This is a genomic window from Gemmatimonadales bacterium, assembly GCA_035502185.1.
GTDB lineage: Bacteria > Gemmatimonadota > Gemmatimonadetes > Gemmatimonadales > JACORV01 > Fen-1245.
In genome coordinates, this window is the sequence record DATJUT010000040.1 from 1 (window position 1) to 24,541 (window position 24,541).

Here is a 24,541-nt window from a genome sequence, read left to right on the forward strand (position 1 = left end):
CCCGTGCTCACCGATCTGTGGCGCCTGGTGCGCGCGCCCTTCGCCCCCAAGGCCGTGTTCGAGGAGCAGCAGGCGGCGCCCACCTTCTGGATGCCGTGGATCATCGTGAGCGTCGTGTTCGTCGTGCTGCAGATCCTCCAGCGGCCCTTCCAGCTGCGGGTGCGCGACCTGGTGCTGCAGAAGATGGGGCAGCCGATCCCCCCCGGCGGCGTCAGCGCCGTGCGGACGGTGATCGGCTTCGCCACCGGAGCGCTGACGGTGCTGATCCTGGCGTGCATCGCCGCCGGCATCTTCTACCTTCTGCTGCTGGTGTTCGGCGGCCAGACGACCTTCAAGAAGATGCTGACGGTCGTCATCTTCTCGTGGCCGATCGCGATCCTGCAGCAGGTGCTGACCTACGTCGCGCTCTCGATCCGCGGGGTGGACAGCATCCAGTCGGTGTGGGACGTCCAGGTGTCGTTCGGAGCGGACCTCCTGGTGCCGTCGGACGCCGCGCTGAGCGCCTTCCTCCGCCTGTTCCTCGCCGGCATCGGGCCGCTGGCCATCTGGCAGCTCGTCATCACGGCCATCGGGCTCAAGACGCTCGGGAAGGTGTCCACGGGTGCGGCGTGGACGGCGGCCCTGATCTCGTTCCTGATCCTGCTGACCGGCCTGGCGGCGCTGGGCGCCGTCGGCATGAAGGCCGCGGGAGGCTGAAACTCGGCGGGCCGGGCCTCCGGTCACGGAGGCCCGGCCCGCGCACCACGCTCGACCGCCGGGGTCAGCCGGCGCGATACCGCCAGCCGATCCAGGCGCGCCGCCCCGGCCGGCGATACGCCGGGTACGCGGGGCGCGCGAACCGCCACGCCATGTCCCGCCGCACCCAGGCGCGCCGCCACCCGGGCGAGCGCCAGCCCGGCCCGACCGCGACGCCCCATCCCCACCCGAAGCGCGCGGTGCGCCAGCCGCGGCCCGGCCATGGCCGGTGTGCGCGGAACCCCGCCTGACTCCGCCCGACCCACTGCGCCGCGTAGCGCATCTCGGCGCCGCGGCGATGCGTCTGCGCGGCCAGCGGCGTGGCGCACGCGATGATGCCCAGGGCCCCGACAACCGCGCGGATCTTCGCTGTGATGGTGCTCACCTTTCCCCCTCCGGTGCCGTGTTGCCGACCACGCCCAATCTGACGGACGGCGCCCGGAGGCGTTAAGCGAGGGCAGGCGCGGGGCGGGGAAGCGAGCGGGCCGGGCCGCCCGCTCGGCGGCCCGGCCCGCGACGTCGCGCCCGTGCAACTAGTGCTGCGCGGGCGGCTGCGCGCCCGATTGGGCGCGGTGCTGCATCAGCTGCCGGTACTCCGCGAGCTGGGTCTGGAGCTTCTGCTGCTGCCGCGGCGCGAGGATCGCGTTCACCGAGTCGAGCGCGGCCGCGTTGTTGGCCCCCAGCTGCTGCCGGATCGGCTGGAGCTGCGGCGCCAGCCGGCGGCGCTCGGCCGGCGGGATGGCGCGCAGCGGACGGCCGCCCGTGACCTGCTGCCACTGGGCCCGCGAGGCCGAGTCCGCGCCCTTCAGCCAGTCCTCGACCTTGCGGACGCGGTCGACCTGCTTGGGCGTGAGGTTGAGGGCCCGCGCGTGGGAGAGCAGGTAGCCCGGCACGCCTATGCGCTGGGCGAGCTGGGTCACGGCGGGCCCCGCCGCCGGCGCGACGCCGGCCGGCTTGCCGGTGTCGGCCTTCGCCTGGCCCGAATCGGCCGCCTGCGCGGCGAGCGGACGGGGGACCGCCCCGACGGCGACGGCCAGCACGAAGCCGGCGGCCCCGAGGAGGCGGGACGACGTGCGTCGGTTCATGGCGTGCATCCCCTCCGGATGAAGTTGTGGGCTGCCGCGCGGCGCGGACAGCCCGGCCATCGTCACACCGTGGCGCCGGTCCGGTCCTCGGCGCCCTTGGCCTTGAGTGCAGCCTGCGCGGCCGCCAGCCGGGCGATCGGCACCCGGAACGGCGAGCAGGACACGTAGTTCATGCCGACGTCGTGGCAGAACATCACGCTCGACGGCTCGCCCCCGTGCTCGCCGCAGATGCCGACCTTGAGGTCCTTGCGCACGCTGCGGCCCAGCTCGATGCCGAGCCGCACCAGCTTGCCGACCCCCTGCTGGTCGAGCACCTGGAACGGGTCGTTCTCCAGAATGCCGGCCTCGACGTAGGCCGGGAGGAACCGGCCGGCGTCGTCGCGCGACAGGCCGAACGTGGTCTGGGTCAGGTCGTTGGTGCCGTAGGAGAAGAACTCCGCGACCTGGGCGATCTCGTCGGCCGTCAGCGCGGCGCGCGGCAGCTCGATCATCGTGCCGGCGAGGTAGGGCACCTCGCGCTTGGCCTTCGCGAACACCTCGGCCGCGACCCGCCGCACGATGTCCACCTGGTTCTTCAGCTCGGCGACGACGGCCACCAGGGGCACCATCACCTCCGGCATCACCTTGACGCCCTTCGCGGCCACGTTCACGGCGGCCTCGAAGATCGCCTGCGCCTGCATCTCGGTGATCTCGGGATAGGTGATGCCGAGGCGGCAGCCGCGGTGGCCGAGCATCGGATTGGCCTCGCGCAGCGACTCCACCGTCGCCGTCAGCTCGGCCGCGCTGATGCCCATCTGCTTGGCCAGCGCCGCGACCAGCTCCGGCTCGTGCGGCAGGAACTCGTGCAGCGGCGGATCCAGGAGCCGGATGGTGACCGGGTAGCCGTCCATCGCGGTGAAGATCCCCTCGAAGTCCTCGCGCTGCATCGGGAGCAGCTTGGCGAGCGCCTTGCGGCGGCCGGCCACGTCGCGCGCGACGATCATCTCGCGCATCGCCGCGATGCGGTCCCCCTCGAAGAACATGTGCTCGGTGCGGCACAGGCCGATCCCCTCGGCGCCGAACTCCCGCGCCCGCCGCGCGTCGAGCGGCGTGTCGGCGTTGGTGCGCACCTTGATCGTCCGCTCGCGGTCGGCCCACTGCATGAACTGCGCGAACTGGCCGGAGAGCTTCGGCTCGACCAGCTTGACCTGCCCGTCGATCACCCGGCCGGTCGAGCCGTCGAGGGTGACCCAGTCGCCGCGCTTGACGGTGCGGCCGTTGGCGCGGAACACGCCGGCCGCCTCGTCCACCTCGACGGCCTTGGCGCCCACCACGCAGCACTTGCCCATCCCGCGCGCCACCACCGCCGCGTGCGACGTCATCCCGCCGCGCGCCGTCAGGATCCCCTTGGCCGCGGCCATGCCCTTGATGTCCTCGGGCGAGGTCTCGGCCCGCACCAGCACCACCGCCTTGCCGTCCTTGGCCCAATCGAACGCCTCGTGGGCCTCGAACACGACCTGGCCGGCCGCCGCGCCCGGCGAGGCCGGCAGCCCGGTCGCCAGCACGGTGCACGGCGCCGCCGGGTCCACCATCGGGTGGAGCAGCTGGTCCAGGGCGTCCGGCGAGACGCGGAGCAGCGCCTCCTGCTCGGTGAGCATCTTCTCGCCCACCATGTCCACCGCGACGCGCACGGCCGCCGCGCCGGTGCGCTTCCCGTTCCGCGTCTGCAGCAGGAACAGCTTGCCGCGCTCGACCGTGAACTCGAGGTCCTGCATGTCGCGGTAGTGCTTCTCGAGCCGCTGGTAGGTGTCCACCAGCTGCTGGTAGGCGGGCGGGAACTTCTTCGCCATCAGCTCGACGGGCTCCGGCGTGCGGATGCCGGCCACCACGTCCTCGCCCTGCGCGTTGACCAGGAACTCGCCGAAGAACCGCTTCTCCCCGGTCGAAGGGTCGCGGGTGAACGCCACCCCCGTACCCGAGTCCTCGCCGAAGTTGCCGAACACCATCGCCATCACCGAGACGGCGGTGCCCAGGGTCTCCGGCACGTGGTGGATGCGCCGGTAGGCCACCGCGCGGTCGCCCATCCACGAACGCCACACCGCCTCGATCGCGCCCCACAGCTGGGCCTCGGGCTCCTCGGGGAACCCGGAGGGCAGGAGCTTCTTGAGCGCCGCCTTGTACTCGCCGACCAGGGCCCGGAGGTCCTCGGCCGGCAGGTCGATGTCGCGCTCGACCTTCTTCGCCTTCTTCTTCGCGGCCAGCAGCGGCTCGAACGGGCTGCGGCTGCCCTTGAGGCCCAGCACGACGTCGCCGTACATCTGCACGAAGCGCCGGTAGGCGTCGTAGGCGAACTGCGGGTTGCCGGTCTCCTGGGCGAGCGCGGCGGCGACCGCGTCGTTCATCCCCAGGTTCAGGATGGTGTCCATCATCCCCGGCATCGACACCGCGGCCCCGGAGCGCACCGACACCAGCAGCGGCTTGGTCGCCGCCCCGAACGTGCGGCCCATCACCGCTTCGACCTTCTTCAGCGCGGCCTGTACCTCGCCCTTCAGCTCCGGCGGGTAGGTCTGGTTGGCGATGTAGGCGTTGCACAGCTCGGCGCTGATGGTGAAGCCGGGGGGCACCGGGATGCCGAGGTTGGTCATCTCGGCGAGGTTGGCGCCCTTGCCGCCGAGCACGTTCTTCATCTTGGCGGAGCCGTCGGCGCGACCCGCGCCGAAGGAGTAGACGTAGCGACTCATGACGGACCCTTGTGGGTAGGTTCGAGCCCGGCCTCGAGGCGCAGCTTGGCGGCCTCGGCCGGCACGGGCGTGGGGTAATGCCCGGAGAAACAGGCATCACAGAAACGGCCCGCATCGCGGGTCCCGGCGGCGAGCATGCCCTCGCGCGACAGGTACCCGAGCGAATCCACGCCGAGAAACGCGCGGATCTCCTCGATGGAGTGCGTGGCCGCGATCAACTCGTCGCGGTCGGGCGTGTCGATGCCGTAGTAGCACGGCCCGACGATCGGGGCCGACGCCACCCGGAAATGCACCTCGCTCGCGCCCGCGCGCCGGATCATCTCCACCAGACCGCGGCTGGTGGTGCCCCGCACGATGGAGTCGTCCACGACGACGACCTTCCGGCCGGACAGCACCTCGCGCACCGGGTTGTACTTGATCTTGACCTTGGCGTCGCGTCCCGCCTGCGCGGGGTGGATGAACGTCCGCCCCACGTAGTGGTTGCGGATGAGGGCGTGCTCGAGCGGGATGCCCGACTCGTCGGAGAACCCGAGCGCGGCCGCGTTCGACGAGTCCGGCACGGAGAACACGCAGTCGCAGCCGGGCGCGGGCTGCTCGCGCGCCAGCTGGCGGCCGAGGCTGCGCCGGAACTGATCCACGCTCTCGCCGAAGATGAGGCTGTCGGGCCGCGAGAAGTACACCAGCTCGAAGACGCAGTGGGCCGGCGCCCGCTCCGGGAGCGGCTCGAGGTAGTCGATCCGGCCGCCGTCGATGCACACGAACGATCCCGGCTCCAGCTCGCACACGGTACGCGCGCCCACGATGTCCAGCGCGCAGCTCTCCGAGGCCACCACCGGGGCGTCGCCCACCTTGCCGAGCATCAGGGGCCGGAAGCCGCGCGGATCGACGATGGCGTACAGCTGGCCGTTGACGGTGATCACCAGCGAGTAGGCGCCCTCCGCCCGGGACAGCGCGTCCCGGATCCGGTCCGCCGGATCGTCGTGGCGCGAGCGGGCGATGAGGTGGACCAGGATCTCCGAGTCCATCGTCGAGCCGAAGATGCTGCCGCCGTCCACCAGCTCGCGCCTCAGCTCGGCCGCGTTGGTGAGGTTCCCGTTGTGGGCGAGTGCGAGGGTCCCGCCGCTGAACCGGACCAGCACCGGCTGCGAGTTGGCGAGGACGCTGGAGCCCGCCGTGCTGTAGCGGGTGTGGCCGATGGCGGTCGTGCCCTCGAAGCTCTCCAGCACGCCCTCGGAGAAGACGTCGGACACCAGGCCCATGCCGCGATGGGTGCGCGCCACGCCCGCGTCGTCCACCGACACGATGCCGGCCGACTCCTGGCCGCGATGCTGGAGCGCGTACAGGCCGAGATAGGCCAGCCGCGCCGCCTCAGGATGATTCGATACGCCGATGATGCCGCACATCGAGCCTAGTTGCCTCGCGCAAGCTGCGTGCCGCCGGCGCCGTTGAGCCGCCGCGGCAGCGCGTCCTCGTAGATCCGGCGCAGCCGCGCCACCGGCCGCACGACCTGCTCGCTTCCGACGCGGATCGTCACGTCGCCCCCGCTCGCGCCCACCGTCCCGATGGCCCGGCACGGCACGCCGTGGCGCGCCGCCAGATCCGCCACGGCCGCGGCCCGGTCGGCAGGCGCGCTGGCCACCACGACGCCCTGGTCCTCGCCGAACAGCAGGGCGGCGGCGCCGGCGCCCTCGCGCTCCGGCTCCAGGCGCACGTCGGCGCCCAGCAGCGCCAGCGCCGCGCTCTCGGCCAGGGCCACCGCGAAGCCGCCCTCCGCGACGTCGTGCGCCGAAGCCAGCAGGCCGCGGCCGGCGCACGCCACCAGGCACTCCACCAGGGCCCGCTCGGCGGCGAGATCCACGCGCGGGGGCTGCCCGAAGACCTCACCCGTCAGCAGGGAAAGATACTGCGACGCCCCCAGCTCGCCGCGCAGCCGCCCCAGGAGCAGGATCGCGTCGCCCGGACGCTGGAACGGCGCCGGCACGCGGGCCGCGGCGTCCGCCAGCACGCCGACCATGCCCACCACCGGCGTCGGCAGCACCGCCCCCGACGGGCTCTCGTTGTAGAACGAGACGTTGCCGCCCGTGACCGGCGTGTCCAGCGCGCGGCACGCGTCCGCGATGCCGCGGCACGCCTCGCGGAACTGGTAGAACACCTCCGGCTTGTCGGGATTGCCGAAGTTCAGGCAGTCGGTGATGCCCAGCGGCCGCGCCCCCGTCACCGCGAGGTTGCGCGCGGCCTCGGCAACCGCCGCCTTGCCGCCCTCGTACGGGTCGAGCCAGACGTAGCGCCCGCTGGCCGCGCAGCTCACCGCGATGCCCAGGCGGCTGCCGCGCACCCGCAGGACGGCGGCGTCGCCGCCGGGCCCCAAGACCGTATTGGTCTGCACCGACGTGTCGTACTGCTCGTACACCCAGCGCTTGGAGGCGATGGTCGGCAGGTCGAGCAGCCGCTCGAGCACCTCGCCGAGGTCCTGGCCGGGCGGGAGCGGCGGCAGCGGCCGCGCGCGGCGGGCCGCGACCTCGGCGCTCTCGCGCGCCTCGGGGTGATAGACCGGCGCGCGATCCACCAGGTCGCGGCCCGGGATCTCCGCCACGACGTCGTCGCCCCAGCGCACGCGGTACATCCCGTCGTCGGTCACGTGGCCGATGACGGCGCTGCCCAGCTCCCAGGTCCGGCAGATCGCGTCGACCTCGCGCTCCCGCCCGCGGCGCGCCACTACCAGCATCCGTTCCTGCGATTCGGACAGCAGGACCTCGTACGGGGTCATCCCGCTCTCGCGCGTCGGCACGAGCCTGGCGTCGATCTCCACCCCGACGCCGCCGCGGGCCGCCATCTCGGCCGAGCTGGACGTGAGGCCCGCCGCGCCCATGTCCTGGATCGCCACGATGTGCCCCGACCGGATCAGCTCGAGCGACGCCTCCACCAGCAGCTTCTCGGTGAACGGGTCGCCCACCTGGACCTGGGGCCGGCGCGCCTCGCTCTTCGCCGACAGCTCCTCGGAGGCGAACGACGCGCCGTGGATGCCGTCGCGCCCGGTGCGCGCGCCCACGGCGATGATCGGGTTGCCGGGGCCGGCGGCGCGGGCCCGGATCAGCTCGTCCTCGCGGAGCAGCCCGACGCACATCGCGTTCACCAGGGGGTTGCCCTCGTACGCCGCGTCGAAGGCGACCTCGCCGGCCACCGTCGGGACGCCGACGCAGTTGCCGTAGTCGCCGATGCCGCGGACCACCCCTTTCATCAGATAGCGCTGCCGGTCCCGCTCCAGCGGACCGAAGCGCAGGGAGTCCAGCACGGCGATGGGCCGGGCGCCCATGGTGAAGATGTCGCGCAGGATGCCGCCGACGCCCGTGGCTGCGCCCTGGTACGGCTCCACGGCCGACGGGTGGTTGTGCGATTCCATCTTGAAGGCGACGGCCCAGCCCTCGCCGATCCGCACGACCCCGGCGTTCTCGCCGGGGCCCTGGAGGACCTGCGGGCCCTGGGTCGGGAAGGCCTTGAGCACCGGGCGCGAGTGCTTGTACGCGCAGTGCTCGCTCCACAGCGCGGAAAAGATGCCCAGCTCGACGTAGGTCGGCTCCCGGCCCAGGAGCGACCGGATGCGCTCGAACTCTTCGGAAGTGAGGCCGTGCTGGCGGACCAGCTCCGGGGTGACGGGGGGATCCCCGGGGCGGGGACGCGCCGTCACTGGCTGGGCTTGACCCGCACGCCGGTCACGGCGCCCGCGCTGTCGGCCGCCGCGGGGTCGGGCGGCGTGAACACGGGTGTCCGCCCTTCGGGCGAGCTGCTCTGGCCGGCGTACACGTGGCTCTCCGACCGCACGATCGCGTCCACCACCTGGCCGCCCTGCAGGAAGACGACGTCGTAGAACCCCACCTCGCGCTCCCGCCCGTTGCGATAGAAGAGGTAGGTCCAGTCGTTCATCCGCCGCACGGTGACGGGGTCGCCCCAGCGGGCGCGGACGTCGGCCTCGCTCATCCCCGGCTTCACGGCGCCGGCCGAGTCGGCCGGAGCGGCGGGGGCGGCGGGGGCGGCGGGAGCGGCCTGCGCCGTGGTGTCGGCGGGCGCGGCCGGCGCGGCCGCCGTGTCGGGCTTGGCGGGTGCGCTGGTGGTGTCCTGGGCCGCCAGCGGGGCGGCGCACAGCGCCGCGGCCGCCACGGCCGTCCAGATGGTGCCCTGTCTCATGGCTCCCTCCTCATACGCCGGCCGCGACGCCCGCCAGCGCGAACATGGCCGCACCGTCGTCGGAGCCGAGCAGCGCGTCCGACGCCCGCTCCGGGTGCGGCATCAGGCCAACCACATTGCGCCCTTCGTTGGTGATACCCGCGATGTCCCGCATCGCGCCGTTGGGATTGCCGCCGGCGTAGCGGAACACCACGCGCTCCTCGCGCTCCAGGCGGTCCAAAGTGGCCTCGTCCGCCACGTAGCGGCCGTCGCCGTGCGCGACCGGCATGGTGAGCAGCTGGCCGCGGTCGTAGCGCGCCGTGAACGGCGTCGCGTCGGACTCCACCCGCACGGTGACCGGCCGGCAGACGAACGACAGGCCGCTGTTCCGCGCCAGGGCGCCCGGCAGCAGGCGGGCCTCGCACAGCACCTGGAATCCGTTGCAGATGCCGAGCACCGGCCGGCCCGCGGCCGCGTGCGCGGCCACGGCGCGCATCACGGGCGAGAAGCGCGCGATGGCGCCGGGGCGCAGGTAGTCGCCGTAGCAGAAGCCGCCCGGCAGCACCACCACGTCCGCGCCGCCGAGGTCGGCGGACCGGTGCCAGACGTAGACGGCCTCCGCTCCCGCCGCCCGGGCCGCGTGCCACGCGTCCGCGTCGCAGTTGGAGCCGGGGAAGCGCACCACGGCGACCTTCACGGGGCGGGCTCCACCGTCTCGAGCACGTAGTCCTCCGTCACCGGATTGGCCAGCAGCCGTTCGCACATCCGCAGCGCGCCCTCGCGCGCGGCGTCGGGCGAGGCGGCGTCGAGCAGCAGCTCCACGGCGCGGCCGATGCGCACGTCGCCCACGCCGCCGAAGCCCAGCTCGCCGAGCGCGTGGGACACCGCCTGGCCCTGCGGATCGAGGATCGAGGGCCGCGGCATCACCCGCACCCGGGCGAGGAACCGGCTCACAGCGCGCCGGCTCCCGGCCGCGGCCCGCCGCGATGGCGGCGCCGGCCGAGGTGGAAGCGCATGCGGCCCGGCGCAAGGTCGTACTCGACCTGGCGGGTCTCGTCCTCGTCGTCGTCCCGCATCGGGTCGCGCTCGGGGAGCCGGTCCAGCAGCCCGAGGAACACGGCCCGCACCAGCCCGAACGTGATGAGCCCGAGGCCCGCCGGAAAGAAGAAGTACTCGGGGTAGTACAGGGCCAGCGCCACCGCGGCCACGTGCCCCGCCAGCGACACCCGGCCCCGCCAGCTGCGCAGGCCCACCTTCGGGAAGACGGGGTAGGGCACCTGGCTCACCATCAGCAGCGCCAGCACGATGGTCAGCAGCACCACGAGCTGCGGCACCGGCACGAAGCCGAGGTCATGGGCGAACCAGGACGTCTGCGTGAAGGTGTACGACGACGCGAGCGTGATGCCCGACACCGGCGAGGACAGGCCGATGAAGTGGGTCTTGGCCTGGCCGGCCTGGATCACGTTGAACCGCGCGAGCCGCAGCGCCGCCGCCAGGACGTAGATGAACGACACCAGCCATCCCCAGTCGCCGGTGTGGAACCGCCAGAAGTAGACCAGCATCGCGGGCCCGACGCCGAACGAGACGATGTCCACCAGCGAGTCCAGCTCCGCGCCGAAGGTGCTCCCGGTGCGGCTCATCCTCGCGACGCGGCCGTCCAGCAGGTCGAGCACCGCGGCCACGACGATGAACCACGCCGCGGTGGCGAACGCGCCGCGCGCCGACTCGATGATCGACCACACGCCGAAGAACAGGTTGCCCGACGTGAAGGCGCTCGGCAGGATGACGATGGCCCGCCGCATGCCGCGCGGGCGGGGCCGCGGCGCGGTCACGCGCGCAGCTCCGCGAGCACCGTCTCGCCGGCGCGCACGGTCTGGTTCAGCTCCACCTTCACGGCGGCCGACGGTTCGAGGAATACGTCCACCCGCGACCCGAACCGGATCATCCCGAACCGTGCGCCCTGCTCCGCGCGGTCGCCCGGCCCCACGTCGGTCACGATGCGGCGCGCGATGCTGCCCGCGATCTGCCGCACCAGCACCTGCCCGCGGGGCGTCTGGATGCCCACCGACGACTGCTCGTTCACCAGCGACGCCTTGTCGTGGCTCGCCACGGTGAACTCCCCGGGGTTGTAATGGACCACCTCGACCTCTCCGGAAACCGGGAGCCGGTTCACGTGCACGTCGAACACGCTCATGAATATGGAGATGCGGGTCGCCTGGTGGTGAAGATACATCGGCTCGTCCACCTGGGCGATGCTGCACACCCGGCCGTCGGCCGGCGCGATCACCACCCCCTCGCCGCGCGGCCCCGTGCGCTCGGGATCGCGGAAGAAGGCCGCGACCCACGCCGTCAGGACGATCCCCACCGCGAGCAGCAGCCAGGTCCAGCCCGGCCACGAGTACCACACGACGGCGAGCGCCGCGTCCAGAGCGAGCGCCACTCGAATGAACGGCCATCCCTCGGGCGCGATGCGCATCACGATGCCTCCACGGTGGACTCGGTCAGACGGCGGAAGATCTCGCGGTACCGGTCGGTGGTGGCGCGCACCACCTCGGCCGGGAGCGGCGGGGCCGGGGCCTCGCCGTTCCAGGTGCCGGCGCGCCGCAGTCCCTCCAGGTAGTCGCGGACCGGCTGCTTGTCGAAGCTGGGCTGTCCCCGGCCCGGGCGGTAGCCCGACGCCGGCCAGAAGCGCGACGAGTCCGGGGTCAGCACCTCGTCGATCAGCACCAGCCGCCCGTCGGCGGAGCGGCCGAACTCGAACTTGGTGTCGGCGATGATGATGCCGCGGGCGGCGGCGAACGCCTGCGCCTCGCCGTACAGGGCCAGCGAGCGCTCCCGCAGCTCGCCGGCGAGCCGGTCGCCGAGCGCCTCGGCCACCTGATCGAACGTGACGTTCTCGTCGTGCCCGACCTCGGCCTTGGTCGCCGGGGAGAAGATGGGCTCGGGCAGCCGGTCCGACTCGCTGAGTCCCGCCGGCATGGGCTCGCCGGCCAGCGTGCCGGACTGGCGGTACTCCTTCCACGCCGAGCCCGAGATGTAGCCGCGCACCACGCACTCGAACGGGACCGGCTCGCTGCGGCGCACCAGCATCGCCCGGCCCGCCAGCGCGGCCCGGTGGGTGCCGAGCGCGGGCACCGCGGCGACGATCTCGGCTGCGTCCGCCGTCAGGCAGTGGTGCGGTACCGCGGCGGCGAGGCGGGCGAACCAGAAGGCGCTGAGCTGGGTCAGCACCTCGCCCTTGTGCGGGACGGGCTCGCCCAACACCACGTCGAAGGCGCTGATGCGGTCGCTGGCCACGATCAGCAGCCGCCCGTCGTCCACGCGGTACACCTCGCGCACCTTGCCGCGGCGCTCGAGGGGCAGCGGCAGGTCGCTCCGCATCGTCACCGTCATACCTTCACCTCCGCGGGCGGCGCCTCGGGCAGGCCCGCCACCAGGGGATCGATCACGTCGCGCAGGAACTCGTCCACCTGCTCCGGTGCCCGGCCGACGAACGCCGCCGGCGCCAGGGAGCGCGCCACCTCGGCGACCGGCACCGCGCGGAAGGCCGGGTCGGCCGCGAGCCGCTCCAGCAGGTCGTTCGGCGCGTCCTGCTCGGCCACGGCCTTCGCCACGGCGAGGCTGTGGCGCCGCACCACCTCGTGCAGGCTCTGCCGGTCGCCGCCGGCCTTGACCCCCAGCATCAGGCAGCGCTCGGTGGCCATGAACGGCAGCTCGCGGGCGACGTGCCGGCCGATCACCGCCTCCCGCACCTCGAGGCCGGAGGCCACGTCCGCCATCAGCACCAGGATCGCGTCCACCGCCAGGAACGCCTCCGGGAGCACCACCCGCCGGTTCGCGCTGTCGTCGAGCGTCCGCTCGAACCACTGCTGGGCCGCGGTCTCCTCGGCGTTGGCGGGCAGGTGCATCGCGTAGCGCGCCAGCGACGCGATCCGCTCGGCACGCATCGGGTTGCGCTTGTAAGCCATCGCGGACGACCCCACCTGCTCGGCCTCGAAGGGCTCGAGCACCTCGCCGAGGTGCTGCAGCAGCCGCAGGTCGGCCGCGCACTTGGCCGCCGACTGCGCGACGCCCGCGAGCACCGACAGCACCTGCGCGTCCACCTTGCGCGGATATGTCTGGCCGCTGATCGGCACCACGCGCGCGAAGCCCATCTTCTCGGCGATGCACCGGTCGAGCCGGCGGACCTTGTCGTGGTCGCCCCCGAACAGGTCGAGGAACGAGGCCTGGGTCCCGGTGGTGCCCTTGCAGCCGAGCAGGGCGAGGTCCTCACGGCGGTGCCGCACCTCCGCCAGGTCGGCCGCGAAGCCCTGCATCCACAGCGCCGCGCGTTTGCCCACCGTGGTGAGCTGGGCGGGCTGCAGGTGCGTGTAGGCCAGCGTCGGGACCGCGCGATGGCGGGCCGCGACGCCGCGCCACGCGCGGAGCACGGCGCCCAGGCGCAGCTCCACCAGCCGCAGCGCCTCGCGCAGCAGCAGGAGGTCGGCGTTGTCGGTGACGAACGCCGACGTCGCGCCGAGGTGGATGAACGGCCGCGCCGCCGGGGCGACGTCGCCGAAGGCGTGGACGTGGGCCATCACGTCGTGGCGGAAGCGGCCCTCGTACTCCGCGGCCCGCTCGAAATCCACTTCGTCGGCGTGGGCGCGCATCTGCTCGATCGCCTCGGCCGGGATCGCGAGCCCCAGCTCGCGCTCGGCTTCCGCCAGCGCGATCCACAGGCGCCGCCACAGGCCGATGCGGGTCGCCGCGCCCCACAGGCGCTGCATCGCCGGGGAGGCGTAGCGGGTGGCCAGCGGCGAGACGTAGCGCTCCTGGTCGCTCACGCCGCGCTCAGAACTGGACCCAGTTGTACTGGCCGTGCCGGTCGAACCACAGCGTCACCTCGCCGCGATTGCGGAAGTAGGCGATGACCTTCCGCACCTGCTCCGCGTCGGTGATGTCCTCGTTGTTGATCCGCAGGACCACGTCGCCGGCCTGCAGGCCCAGAGTCTGCTGCGACTCCGGGCCCGCGCTCACCACCAGGGCGCCGTACGAGTTCCGCAGCTGGCGCTCCGCCTGGATGGCCGGCGTGACGGTCACCAGCTCCAGGTCGCCCAGGGTGACCCGCTGGGCCCGCTCGGACGGCAGGTCCGAGGCGCGGACCGTCGCGAGGGAGATCCCTCCCGTGCGGCGCAGCGCGACGTGGAGCGTGTCGCCCACGTCGAGGTCGAGGAGCGACGCCTCCCAGTCGAGGTAGTTGCGCACCGGCCGGCTGCCGACCCGGATGATGGTGTCGCCCTCGGCGATCCCGGCCTGGTCCCCCGGACTGCCGGGCGCGACGTGCTGCACCACCACGCCCACCTGGCGCCGCCACGCGTCGGAGGTGGCACTCGGCTCCGCGATCTGGACGCCGGTCCAGCCGCGGCGCACGCGGCCGTACGCTCTGAGGTCGCGGGCCACGCGCATCGCCCGCTCGATCGGGATCGCGAAGCCGAGGCCGACGTTGCCGCCCGACTCGGAGAGGATGAACGAGTTGACGCCGACCACCTCGCCCGCCGCGTCGACCAGCGGCCCGCCGGAGTTGCCCGGGTTGATCGCCGCGTCGGTCTGGATCATGTCCACGTACAGGCCCGGCTGGCCGGCGGAGGGCACCACCGAGCGCTTGAGGGCGCTCACGACGCCCGCGGTCACCGAGGGCTCGCTGTTGCCGAGCAGGAAGCCGTACGGATTGCCGATCGCGACCACCCAGTCGCCGGTCGCGAGGTCGCCGGTGCGGCCGATGCGCGCCACCGGGAAGTCGCTGCCCTCGATCTTGACGACCGCGACGTCGGTGCGCGCGTCCTCGCCCAGCAGCCGGGCGGGGAAGTTGCGGCCGTCGCGCAGCGTCACGACGATCGAGTCGGCCCCCGTCACCACGTGCTGGTTGGTGATGATCATGCCGTCGGCGGTGACGATGAACCCGGAGCCGAGGCCCTGGACCACCCGCTCCGAGCCGGGGGGCAGGAAGAACAGGTCGAACACGGTGCGGGGCAGGGTGCGCTCGCGCCGCACGACGTTCACGCTCACGACCGCGGGGCCCACGCGGGCGGCCGCGACGCTCAGCGCCGAATGCCGGCCGGCGCCCACCACGTCGTAAGGCTGCTGCTGCGCCGCCAGCCGTCCGGCGCAGCCCAGCGCCGCCAGCGCGGCGGCGACCATCGGGGCGGTCCTCACGGCGTGGGCTCCTCCGCCTTGGCGCGTGCCGCGAGCCTGCTCCAGTCGTTGAGGAACTGGTCGAGGCCGCGGTCGGTGAGCGGGTGCAGCAGCAGCTGCCGGAGCACGGCCGGCGGCATCGTGCCGATGTCCGCCCCCGCCAGCGCGGCCTGCAACACGTGCAGCGGGTGCCGGAGCGACGCCGCCAGCAGCTCGGTCTCGATGTCGTAGTTGCGGAACACGGTGCGGATCTGACGGACGACCTCCATCCCCTCGTGCCCGACGTCGTCGAGCCGGCCGACGAACGGGCTCACGTAGGCTGCTCCCGCCTTGGCCGCGAGCAGCGCCTGCATCGCCGAGAAGACGAGCGTCACGTTGACCGGGATGCCGTCGCCGGAGAGCCGCCGGATCGCGGTCAGTCCCTCCTCGATCATCGGGATCTTGACCACCACGTTCTCCGCGAGCTTCGCCAGCTCCTTGCCCTCGCGGTACATCCCCTCGGCGTCCACCGCGACCACCTCGGCGGAGACGGGGCCCTCGACGGTGCGGCAGATCTCCACCAGCAGCGCCCGCGGATCCGCCTCGCCCGCGACCTTGGCCAGCAGGCTCGGGTTCGTGGTCACGCCGTCGATGAGCCCCGCGGCGGCAGCCCAGCGGATGTCTTCGAGCTTCGCGGTGTCGAGATAGATCTTCATGAGACCGTGACGTAGAGGTGCTTCGGATAGCGCACGCCCACCAGGAACAGGCCGTGCGCGGGAGCCGGGGGCGAGGCCTCCCGGTTGTCCCGGGCCGCGAGCAGCCGGCGCAGGTCGCCCAGCGGCCGCCGGCCGCGCGCGATGTCCACCATCAGGCCGACCACGAACCGCACCATGTGGTGCAGGAACCGGTCGGCGGTGATCCAGAACTCCAGCCCCTCCGCCTGCTCGCGCCGGAGCCACAGCGCCTCCAGCACCTTGCAGCGCCAGTGCGCGCGCTCCGGGCCCTTGGCCGAGAGGGCGAGGAAGCTGTGCTCGCCCACGAGCTGGCGGGCCGCCGCCGCGAGCAGCGCCGCGTCGAGCGGGCCGGCGAGGCCCCACTCGTAGCGCCACCGGAACGGCGAGCGCGCCGCCGCATCGGTGCCGATGCGGTAGCAGTAGGTGCGCTCGACCGCGTGGCGCCGCGGGTTGAAGCCGGCGACCATGCGGGACGCCGACGCGATCCAGATGTCGGAGGGTAGGAGTGCATTCATCGCGCGCACCAGGTCCTGCGGTGTCCACCGCTCGGGGACCATCGCCGCCGCCGCCTGACCTGTGGCATGCACCCCGGCGTCCGTGCGTCCGGCCCCGATCACCGGCGTTGGCCTGCCCAGGAGTCGCGCCAGGATGTCCTCGACGTCGCCCTGGACCGTGCGCGCTGCCGGCTGACGCTGCCACCCCGCAAATGCCCCGCCGTCGTACTGCAGCAGCAAGAGGGTCGGCCGCGCCGCCATGTGCGCCAAACCTAGCCGCGGCTCGGGGGGTGGTCAAGCGACGCAAGTGCTTGTTCTATTTGAGAAAGCACGGCTCCGGCGACCTCGCTCGCCGGGGCCTTCCACCGAACTCCGAGACCACGAGCGCACGCGCGACCGATGCCCCCCACCGATCCCGTCTCCCGCGCCATCGGCATGCTCGCCGAGCGCCGCGACCTCCCGGCCTCGCTCGCGTCCCAGGCGTTCGGCCAGGTGATGGCGGGCGAGGCGACGCCGGTGCAGACCACCGCGCTGCTGGTCGCGCTCCGCGTCAAGGGCGAAACGGCCCCGGAGCTCGAGGGTGCCGCCCTCGCGCTGCGCGCGGCGATGGTGCGCATCGACGCGGGCGCGCCGGAAGCCCTGGTGGACACCTGCGGCACCGGCGGCGGCGCGATCGGGACCTTCAACATCTCCACCGGGGCGGCGTTGGTCGCGGCAGGAGCCGGCGCGCGCGTCGTGAAGCACGGCAACCGCTCGTTCACCTCGCGCTCGGGCAGCGCCGACGTGCTCGAGGCGCTGGGCGTCGAGATCGAGCTCGACCCGTCGCGCGCCGCCGGCGTGCTGGAGCGCTGCGGAATGGTGTTCCTGTTCGCGCCCCTGTTCCATCCCGCGATGCGGCACGTCGGCCCGGTGCGGCGCGAGCTGGGCCTGACGACCATCATGAACCTGATCGGCCCCCTGGCCAACCCGGCCGGCGCGCTGCGCCAGGTGGCCGGCGTCGCCGATCCCGAGCGCGCGCGGCTGATGGCCGACACCCTGGGCCTCCTCGGCGCGCAGCGCGCCCTGGTCGTGCACGGGCGCGCGGGCCTGGACGAGATCGCGCCGCCCGGCCTCGGCCAGACCGAGGTCCACGAGGTGGTGGCCGGCCGCGTGAGGCACTGGACGCTCGACGCGGAGCGGTTCGGCCTCGAGACGGGGGACGCGAAGGAGCTGGCCGGAGGAAGCCCGGAGGACAACGCCCGGATCGTGACCGCCATCCTCGCGGGGAAGGACCGGACGGTGCGCCGGAGCGCCGTCGTGATCAACGCCGCGGCGGCCCTGGTGGCCGCCGGCGTCGCAGAGCAGTGGGAGCAGGCGGTCGCCCGTGCGGCCGACGCCCTGGAGTCGGGCGCGGCGCTGGCGGTGCTCGAGCGGCTGCGCGCCGAGCGGTGAGGCTAGTACTTGCGGATCACGCCTACCACGACGCCCTGGATCGTGACGTCGTCCTCGTGAACGACGATCGGCTCCACGGCGGCGTTCGCGGGCTGCAGCCGTATCCAGCCGCTTTTCTCGCGGTAGAACTTCTTCACGGTGGCGTGCGTGCCCTGCAGGAGCGCGATGACCATCTCCCCGTTCCGCGCGCTGTTGCGGCTGGTGACGACGACGTAGTCCCCGTCACGGATCTGCTCGTCGATCATCGAGTCGCCGCGCACCCGGAGGACGTAGTTCGGGCCCGTGGCCGGGAGCATCTCCTCGGGCAGGGTGATCGATTCCTGCTCCTGGACGGCCTCGATGGGCTCGCCGGCCGCGACGGCGCCGAGGAGCGGCACTTCGACCACGCCGGGGGCGCGCGCCCTGGAGAGCACCTCGATGGACCGGCTCTCGTTGTACGCGCGGCGGATCACGCCCTTGCGCTCGAGATTGGTGAGATGCTCGTGGACCGTGGCGAGGGACGCGTACTTCATCGCCGAGGCGATTTCCTCGAAGCTCGGCGCGAAGCCGTGGTCTCCGATGTAGCCGGTCAGATAGTCCAGGATCTCGCGCTGACGCTTGGTGAGCGGTACCATGGCTCCTTCCGGGCCGGGACGGACGGCTTCCCCGAACATACGCCGAAAACAAGCTAGCCGAATGAAAGCCGAAGCACAAGCTGGGGTGCTGCCCGGGATCCTGCGGGAGGCGGAACGGCGGGCTGCCGCCGCGCGTGGGGAGCGCCCGCGGCTCGAGCGCGAGGCGGCCCGGGCGCCGGACCCGCCCGATTTCGTGGCCTCGCTCGCGGCCGGAGGGCGGGTGGCGGTGATCGCGGAGATCAAGCGCCGCTCGCCATCGGCGGGCCGGCTCGGGGCGGCGGTCGCGGGCGACGTGGCGGCCCTGGGGCGCCGGCTGGCCGAGGCGGGCGCGGCCGCCCTGTCGGTCCTGACGGAGCCGCGGCACTTCGACGGGTCGCTGGAGGATCTCGTGCGCGTGGCCGCGGCGGTGCGCGTGCCGGTGCTGCGGAAGGACTTCCTGCTCGATCCGGCGCAGCTCTACGAGGCACGGGCTGCGGGAGCAGCCGCGGTCCTGCTCATTGCGCGCGTGGTGCCCGGCGAGCGGCTGGCCGAGCTGGCCGACGTGGCGCGCGGCCTCGGCCTGGCCTGTCTGGTGGAAGTGCACGCGGACAGCGAGCTGATGCCCGCGCTGGCGGCGCGACCGGCGGCCCTGGGCGTCAACGCGCGCGACCTGGACACGCTCGCGATGGACGCCGCGCTGGTGGAGCGGCTGATCCCGCGGATACCCGGGGAAGTGGTGGCCGTGGCGGAGAGCGGGTTGGCGACGCGCGGCGACGTCGAGCGGGTGGCGGCGCGCGGGGCCGATGCCGTGCTGGTGGGCACCGCGATCTCGGGCGCGGCGGATCCGGGCGCGGCGCTCGGCTCGCTCGTCGGGGTGGAGCGGCGCGGCCGCGCGGAGCGCGCGCCGTGACCGGGCGGTTCGGTGCGTACGGCGGGCGGTACGTGCCCGAGACGCTGATGCGCGCCCTGGAGGAGCTGGCCGCGACCTGGGATGGGCTCGCCGCCGACGCGCCGTTCTGGGCGGAGTACGACGGGTTGCTCGCGGACTACGTGGGAAGGCCGACGCCGCTCTCGGAGGCGCCGCGCCTCTCGGAGGCGGTCGGGGCCCGCGTGCTGCTGAAGCGGGAGGACCTGAACCACACCGGGGCGCACAAGATCAACAACGCGCTCGGCCAGGTGCTGCTCGCGCGGCGGATGGGCAAGCGGCGCATCATCGCCGAGACGGGCGCCGGCCAGCACGGGGTGGCGACGGCGACCGTGTGCGCGCGGTTCGGCCTCGGGTGCGTGATCTACATGGGCGAGGAGGACATGGCGCGGCAGGCGCTGAACGTGTACCGGATGCGCCTGCTCGGCGCGGAGGTCCGGCCGGTCTCCTCGGGCACCCGCACCCTCAAGGACGCGACCAGCGAAGCCATCCGCGATTGGGTCACGAATGTGGAGACCACGCACTATATTATCGGCTCCGTCGTCGGGCCCGACCCGTATCCACGACTGGTGCGCGACCTCCAGGCCGTGATCGGGCGCGAGGCTCGGCGGCAGTGCCTGGAGCGGGTCGGCGCGCTTCCTGCCTGTGTGGTGGCCTGCGTGGGCGGCGGCTCGAACGCGTTGGGGATCTGGACGGCGTTCCTGGCCGACGCCGGCGTGGAGCTGGTCGGGGTCGAGGCGGCTGGCACGGGGCTGGCCGGCGGCACGCACTCGGCGTCGCTCCTGGCGGGCCGGCCGGGCGTGCTGCACGGGAGCCTGAGCTACCTGCTCCAGGACGCCGACGGGCAGGTGAGCCCCGCGCACTCGGTGGCCCCGGGACTCGACTACCCGGGGGTCGGCCCGGAGCACGCGGCGCTCAAGGATGCGGGCCGCGCGCGCTACGTGGCCGTGGACGACGCCGCCGCGCTCGACGCCTTCGCGCGGCTGAGCCGGCTGGAGGGCGTGATCCCGGCGCTGGAGAGCGCGCACGCGGTGGCGTGGGTGCTCGGCGAGGCCGGCCGCTGGAAGGCCGGTGCGGTCGTGGTAGTGAACCTCAGCGGGCGCGGCGACAAGGACGTCGCCGCGGCCGCGGCACTCGAGAGCAGGGCCGAGTGACGATGGGTGCGACTCCCGAGCTGGCGCTGCCGCCGACGGCGGTCGAGGAGCTGATGCAGGCTCTCGCCAAGGGGTTGCGCGCCCACCAGCTCTACCTCCCCAACAATCCGGTCTACCAGAAGGCCATCGAGAACCTGCGCGCCGCGTTCAAGCCCATCTGGGAGGCGCAGGACGAGCTGGTGCTGGACGTGTTCGAGGGCGAGCTGCACTGGGAGGGCAACGTCGTCTACAGCCAGCCGTCCCGCAGCGAGAGCTTCGCGTGGGTGTTCTTCAAGGACGGCGTGCGCTCGCTCACCCTCCTCGCCGGGGTCGAGCAGGAGGAGATCCTCGGGCTGCTCGACGTCGTGCACCGGGCGCGCACGCTGCAGCCCGACGACAGCGACGACCTGCTGACCCTGCTGTGGGAGAAGGACTTCCAGCGCATCCGCTACGTCTTCCAGGAGCTGGCCACCGACGCCGGCGGGATGCAGCTGCCCTCCACCGACGAGCTGACCGCCACGGCCGGTGCGACGCACCAGGTCGCGGCGGCCGTGGAGGAGGAGGCGCCGCCGCGGCCCGGCCTGGTGCGGGCCGACGAGTTCGACACGACCCTGTACTTCCTGGACGAGCGCGAGATCACTCAGCTCCGGGAGGAAGTGAACCGGGAGTACGCGCAGGACCTCCGCCGCAGCGTGCTCGCGGTGCTGTTCGACGTGATGGAGCTGCAGCCGTTCCCCACGGTCCGCGCCGAGCTGATCTCGATCCTCGACAGCTTCCTCCCGCACCTGCTGGGGGCCGGGGACTTCCTGTCGGTGGCGTACGTGCTGCGCGAGGTCCGCACGGTCCTGCAGCGGGCGCGCGAGCTGCTCCCCGAGCACCGCAAGGCGCTGGCGGATCTGCCCGGCCGGCTGTCGCAGCCGGAGGCGCTGTCGCAGCTGCTGCAGTCGCTCGACGAGGCCGCCGCCCATCCGTCGCCCGAGGAGCTGGGCGAGCTGTTCGCGGAGCTGCGGCCCGAGGCCCTGCCCACGCTGCTCTCCTGGCTGCCGCGGGTCACCAACCAGCGGCTGAAGGTGGTGCTCGAGCAGTCGCTGCAGCGCCTGGCCGCGGAGCACGTGCCGGACCTGGTGGGCGCCATCGCGGGGGCCGACCCGGCGGTCGCGCTGGAAGCCGTGAAGCTGGCCGGCCGGCTCAAGCTCCAGCCGGCGATCGCGGCCCTGGCGCAGTCGCTGGGGCACGAGGAGACCGCCATCCGCGTCGCGGCCGTGCAGGCCCTCGCCGACTTCGCGACCCCGGCTGCCCTGCAGGGGCTGGAGCGCGCCCTCGACGACGCCGACCGGGACGTGCGGCTGACGGCGGTGCGCGTGCTGATGCAGCACCGGCACCGGGGCGCGCTGCCCAGGGTCACCGCCGCGGTGGAAGGCAAGTCGGTGCGGGCGGCGGACCTCACCGAGAAGATGGCGTTCTTCGAGGCCTATGGCTCGCTGGTGGGCGAGTCGGGCGTGGCGGCGCTCGACGCGATGCTCAACAGCGGCGGGTTCCTCAAGCGCAAGGAGGACCCGGAGACCCGCGCGTGCGCGGCGCTCGCACTGGGCCGGATCGGCACGCCCTCGGCGCGCCAGGCGCTGGAGCGCGCCACCGGGTCGAAGGAGGCGCTGATTCGCAACGCCGTCAGCCGCGCGCTGCGCGGCCTGCCGCCGGGGAGCTGAGATGACGGAACCGGGACGCCGGCCTTCCGTGGTGGATTCGATCCAGACCTCGGACGCGTACATCCGGAGCGCCGGCCGGACGTTCCTGGTCGCGCTGTACACCGTGCTGCGCTCGCTCAAGCTCTACCCGCTCGAGAACGCCCAGGTACAGAAGTCGCTCGACGACCTGATCGCCGCGGTGAACGGGCTGCTGGAGCGCGAGAAGGAGATCGAGCTGCGGGTCACCGGCGAGTTCATCTTCGTGAATGCCACGCGGCTGCGGCTCGACCTCGACAACTACGCCTCCTTCTCCCACGTGCTCGGCATCCTCAAGGCCGTGGGCGTCGGCGTGGTGCGGGCCTCGGAGGGGGCCGACCGGCGCGAGTGGACCACGCTGCTGTCGCTGCTGCTGGCCGTGTCGGTGCGCGACGCGACGGTCAACCGCTTCTTCGAGCTCATCACCAAGCTCCAGGAGGGCGGCGTCACCCACATCGTCGTCGAGCCGCCCGTCGAGTCGGAGGCGAGCGAGGAGGAGGAGGAGCGGGCGAAGGAGCACGCCAAGCGCACCTACCAGCGCTCCGTCGCGGTGACCAAGGAGGTCATCAACTCCGTGCGGATGGGACGGACGGCGAGCGTGAAGAAGGTGAAGCGGGCGGTGCAGGCGATCGTGGACCAGGTGCTCTCGGCCGAGTCGGCGCTGGTGGGCCTCACCACGCTGCGCGACTACGACGACTACACGTTCACGCACTCGGTCAACGTGTGCATCTTCGCGGTCGCGCTCGGCCGCAAGCTCGGCCTCACCAAGCTGCAGCTCTACGACCTCGGGATGGCGGCGCTGTTCCACGACGTGGGCAAGTCCCGCGTGCCGCTGGAGGTGCTGAACAAGGACGGCAGCCTCGACGAGGAGGAGTGGCGGATCATGACCGCGCACCCCTGGCTCGGGGTGCTGACCCTGTTCGCGATGCGCGGCTACGGCGAGATCCCGTACCGCAGCATGATCACCGCCTACGAGCACCACATGAAGTCGGACCTCACCGGGTACCCGAAGACGCTGCGGCCCCGGCAGGTGTCGATCTTCTCCAAGATCATCGCGGTCGCCGACGGCTTCGACGCCGCCACGTCCCGGCGCACCTACCAGACGACGCCGATCCAGCCCGACGGGGTCCTCAAGGAGATGCTCGAGAACCCCAAGCGCGGTTACGACCAGATCCTGGTGAAGGCCTTCATCAATCTGATCGGCGTGTACCCGGTGGGCACGCTGATCATCCTCGATTCCTACGAGCTGGCGATCGTCGCGGCCTCGAATCCCAATCCGGAGTTCCTCCACCGGCCGATGGCGCGGGTCGTCTCCGACGCCACCGGCACGGTGGTGTACCCCGGCCACGTCGTGGACCTCTCCGAGCGGGACGCCGGCGGCAACTTCCTGCGCAGCATCATCAAGGTCTCGAATCCGGAAAAGTACGGCATCCGGGTCTCCGACTACTTTGTCTGAGCCGGCGCCCGCCGGCCTCCTCGCCGCGTGCTGGGCCCGGCTCCGCGAGGCCGGACGGCCGGGCCTGGTGGCGTACGTGACCGCCGGCCATCCGAGCCCGGCCGAGACGACGGCGTTCCTGCGCGGCGCGCCGGCGGCGGGGGTGGACGTCGTGGAGCTGGGCGTGCCCTGGAGCGATCCCGTGGCGGACGGCCCCACCATCCAGGCCAGCACGCACGCCGCCCTCGCCGGCGGCATGACGCTGGGCGGCGCGCTGGCGCTGCTCGCGCGCGCCGGCCGCGGCGCCCCCACCGTGATCTTTTCCTACCTCAATCCCGTGCTGGCGCGCGGCCCCGCCCGGTTCGCGCGCGAGGCCCGCGACGCGGGCGCGGCCGGCGTGCTGATCACCGATCTCCCCGTGGGCGCCGACGATGCGGTCGAATCGGCGCTGGGATCGACCGGTCTCCCGCTGGTGCGCCTGGTGGCGCCCACCACGTCCGCCGCGCGCCAGGCCGTCATCGCCGCGCGCAGCCAGGGGTTCCTCTACCTGGTGTCGCGCCTGGGCGTGACCGGCGCGAGCGAGGGCGTGTCGGCCGCGCTGGCGCCGCAGGTCGCGGCCCTGCGGGCGACGACCCGGCTCCCCCTCGCGATCGGGTTCGGCATCGCCACGGCCGAGCAGGCGGTGGCGGTCGCCAGGCTCGCCGACGGCGTGGTCATCGGCAGCGCCGTGGTGGCGTGCATGGCCCGGGGCGGCGCTCCCGCCGCGCTGGAGTGGCTGCGCTCGGTACGCGCGGCGCTGGACGCGCGGGGCTGACCCGCATACCGTTGCTGCATGCCGAACGACGCGATCACGCTGCGGGGGATGCGGTTCCACACGCTGGTCGGCCTGCTGCCGCACGAAGAGCACATCCCGCAGCCGCTGGAGCTGGACGTCACCGTCTTCCTGTCGCTGCGGCGCGTGGGCGTCACCGATTCACCGAAGGCGCTGCTCGACTACCGGCTCCTCTACCGCCTGGTGGCCGAGGCGGTGGGCACCAGCCATCACCGCCTGCTCGAGGGCTTGTGCGAGCTGGTGGCCTCCAAGGCGCTGGCGCTCGACAACGTCGCGCGCGTCCGCGTGGCCGCCCGCAAGCCGCACGCCCCGATTCCCGGGCCGCTCGAGTCGGTCGAAGTGGTGATCGAGCGCTCCCGGGAGGAAGCCGGTCCAACCGCCTGATTCCCGGA

At 73.0% G+C, this 24,541-nt stretch carries 24 protein-coding genes; 8 read left to right on the top strand and 16 right to left on the bottom strand.

Translation table 11 applies throughout. The features are described from left to right. On the top strand, positions 1 to 696 hold a 696-nt coding region (locus tag VMF70_05265), incomplete at its 5' end, for a YIP1 family protein (GenBank protein HTT67418.1). A 64-nt stretch (positions 697 to 760) separates the two neighbouring features. Here VMF70_05265 and VMF70_05270 read toward each other — a convergent pair. The 15 genes from VMF70_05270 to truA form a co-directional block, all read right to left on the bottom strand. Next, entirely contained in the window at positions 761 to 1,120 is a 360-nt protein-coding gene (locus VMF70_05270) for a hypothetical protein (protein HTT67419.1), read from the bottom strand. A 148-nt stretch (positions 1,121 to 1,268) separates the two neighbouring features. Further along, positions 1,269 to 1,820, bottom strand: coding sequence for a hypothetical protein (locus VMF70_05275; GenBank protein HTT67420.1), 552 nt, complete (start codon positions 1,818 to 1,820; stop codon positions 1,269 to 1,271). Positions 1,821 to 1,882: 62 nt separating this feature from the next. After that, positions 1,883 to 4,540, bottom strand: a complete 2,658-nt coding sequence (ppdK, locus tag VMF70_05280) for a pyruvate, phosphate dikinase (GenBank protein ID HTT67421.1) — start codon at positions 4,538 to 4,540, stop codon at positions 1,883 to 1,885. Further along, positions 4,537 to 5,943: an amidophosphoribosyltransferase gene (gene purF, locus VMF70_05285; protein HTT67422.1), complete on the bottom strand. Its 1,407-nt coding sequence runs from the start codon at positions 5,941 to 5,943 to the stop codon at positions 4,537 to 4,539. Before purF ends, ppdK begins: the two co-directional genes overlap by 4 nt. A gap of 5 nt (positions 5,944 to 5,948) precedes the next feature. Continuing rightward, a complete protein-coding gene (purL, locus tag VMF70_05290; protein ID HTT67423.1) occupies positions 5,949 to 8,225 on the bottom strand; it encodes a phosphoribosylformylglycinamidine synthase subunit PurL in 2,277 nt (758 codons plus the stop codon). After that, positions 8,222 to 8,722 carry a hypothetical protein gene (locus VMF70_05295; GenBank protein ID HTT67424.1) on the bottom strand — a complete coding sequence of 167 codons (501 nt, stop codon included), beginning with the start codon at positions 8,720 to 8,722 and terminating at the stop codon, positions 8,222 to 8,224. The genes purL and VMF70_05295 overlap by 4 nt, the downstream gene beginning before the upstream one ends. A gap of 10 nt (positions 8,723 to 8,732) precedes the next feature. Beyond that, positions 8,733 to 9,398 carry a phosphoribosylformylglycinamidine synthase subunit PurQ gene (purQ, locus tag VMF70_05300; GenBank protein ID HTT67425.1) on the bottom strand — a complete coding sequence of 222 codons (666 nt, stop codon included), beginning with the start codon at positions 9,396 to 9,398 and terminating at the stop codon, positions 8,733 to 8,735. Beyond that, positions 9,395 to 9,655, bottom strand: coding sequence for a phosphoribosylformylglycinamidine synthase subunit PurS (gene purS / locus VMF70_05305; protein HTT67426.1), 261 nt, complete (start codon positions 9,653 to 9,655; stop codon positions 9,395 to 9,397). Before purS ends, purQ begins: the two co-directional genes overlap by 4 nt. Next, positions 9,652 to 10,533 carry a CDP-diacylglycerol--serine O-phosphatidyltransferase gene (gene pssA, locus VMF70_05310; protein HTT67427.1) on the bottom strand — a complete coding sequence of 294 codons (882 nt, stop codon included), beginning with the start codon at positions 10,531 to 10,533 and terminating at the stop codon, positions 9,652 to 9,654. Before pssA ends, purS begins: the two co-directional genes overlap by 4 nt. Beyond that, a complete protein-coding gene (locus VMF70_05315) occupies positions 10,530 to 11,177 on the bottom strand; it encodes a phosphatidylserine decarboxylase family protein (GenBank protein ID HTT67428.1) in 648 nt (215 codons plus the stop codon). Before VMF70_05315 ends, pssA begins: the two co-directional genes overlap by 4 nt. Beyond that, a complete protein-coding gene (locus VMF70_05320) occupies positions 11,177 to 12,094 on the bottom strand; it encodes a phosphoribosylaminoimidazolesuccinocarboxamide synthase (GenBank protein HTT67429.1) in 918 nt (305 codons plus the stop codon). The genes VMF70_05315 and VMF70_05320 overlap by 1 nt, the downstream gene beginning before the upstream one ends. Beyond that, on the bottom strand, positions 12,091 to 13,524 hold the full coding sequence (gene purB / locus VMF70_05325) for an adenylosuccinate lyase (protein HTT67430.1): 1,434 nt from the start codon (positions 13,522 to 13,524) through the stop codon (positions 12,091 to 12,093). Before purB ends, VMF70_05320 begins: the two co-directional genes overlap by 4 nt. A 7-nt stretch (positions 13,525 to 13,531) precedes the next feature. Further along, entirely contained in the window at positions 13,532 to 14,893 is a 1,362-nt protein-coding gene (locus VMF70_05330) for a trypsin-like peptidase domain-containing protein (GenBank protein HTT67431.1), read from the bottom strand. After that, positions 14,890 to 15,567 carry a fructose-6-phosphate aldolase gene (gene fsa, locus VMF70_05335; protein HTT67432.1) on the bottom strand — a complete coding sequence of 226 codons (678 nt, stop codon included), beginning with the start codon at positions 15,565 to 15,567 and terminating at the stop codon, positions 14,890 to 14,892. The genes VMF70_05330 and fsa overlap by 4 nt, the downstream gene beginning before the upstream one ends. Then, complete coding sequence (gene truA, locus VMF70_05340) at positions 15,564 to 16,340, bottom strand: tRNA pseudouridine(38-40) synthase TruA (protein ID HTT67433.1); 777 nt, start codon at positions 16,338 to 16,340, stop codon at positions 15,564 to 15,566. Before truA ends, fsa begins: the two co-directional genes overlap by 4 nt. Positions 16,341 to 16,478: 138 nt before the next feature. Here truA and trpD point away from each other — a divergent pair, with 138 nt between their 5' ends. Next, a complete protein-coding gene (gene trpD, locus VMF70_05345) occupies positions 16,479 to 17,510 on the top strand; it encodes an anthranilate phosphoribosyltransferase (protein ID HTT67434.1) in 1,032 nt (343 codons plus the stop codon). Positions 17,511 to 17,512: 2 nt separating this feature from the next. Here trpD and lexA read toward each other — a convergent pair whose 3' ends face one another. After that, positions 17,513 to 18,124, bottom strand: coding sequence for a transcriptional repressor LexA (gene lexA, locus VMF70_05350; protein HTT67435.1), 612 nt, complete (start codon positions 18,122 to 18,124; stop codon positions 17,513 to 17,515). A gap of 85 nt (positions 18,125 to 18,209) precedes the next feature. Here lexA and VMF70_05355 point away from each other — a divergent pair, with 85 nt between their 5' ends. The 6 genes from VMF70_05355 to VMF70_05380 are packed head-to-tail and all read left to right on the top strand — an operon-like array spanning position 18,210 to position 24,533. Next, positions 18,210 to 19,013, top strand: a complete 804-nt coding sequence (locus tag VMF70_05355; GenBank protein HTT67436.1) for an indole-3-glycerol phosphate synthase TrpC — start codon at positions 18,210 to 18,212, stop codon at positions 19,011 to 19,013. Further along, positions 19,010 to 20,182 carry a tryptophan synthase subunit beta gene (gene trpB, locus VMF70_05360; GenBank protein HTT67437.1) on the top strand — a complete coding sequence of 391 codons (1,173 nt, stop codon included), beginning with the start codon at positions 19,010 to 19,012 and terminating at the stop codon, positions 20,180 to 20,182. The genes VMF70_05355 and trpB overlap by 4 nt, the downstream gene beginning before the upstream one ends. A 2-nt stretch (positions 20,183 to 20,184) precedes the next feature. Then, entirely contained in the window at positions 20,185 to 21,867 is a 1,683-nt protein-coding gene (locus VMF70_05365; protein HTT67438.1) for a HEAT repeat domain-containing protein, read from the top strand. A 1-nt stretch (position 21,868) separates the two neighbouring features. Then, complete coding sequence (locus VMF70_05370) at positions 21,869 to 23,338, top strand: HD domain-containing phosphohydrolase (GenBank protein HTT67439.1); 1,470 nt, start codon at positions 21,869 to 21,871, stop codon at positions 23,336 to 23,338. Continuing rightward, on the top strand, positions 23,331 to 24,131 hold the full coding sequence (trpA, locus tag VMF70_05375) for a tryptophan synthase subunit alpha (GenBank protein HTT67440.1): 801 nt from the start codon (positions 23,331 to 23,333) through the stop codon (positions 24,129 to 24,131). Before VMF70_05370 ends, trpA begins: the two co-directional genes overlap by 8 nt. A gap of 18 nt (positions 24,132 to 24,149) precedes the next feature. Next, complete coding sequence (locus VMF70_05380; protein ID HTT67441.1) at positions 24,150 to 24,533, top strand: dihydroneopterin aldolase; 384 nt, start codon at positions 24,150 to 24,152, stop codon at positions 24,531 to 24,533. The last annotated feature ends 8 nt before the right edge of the window (positions 24,534 to 24,541 follow it).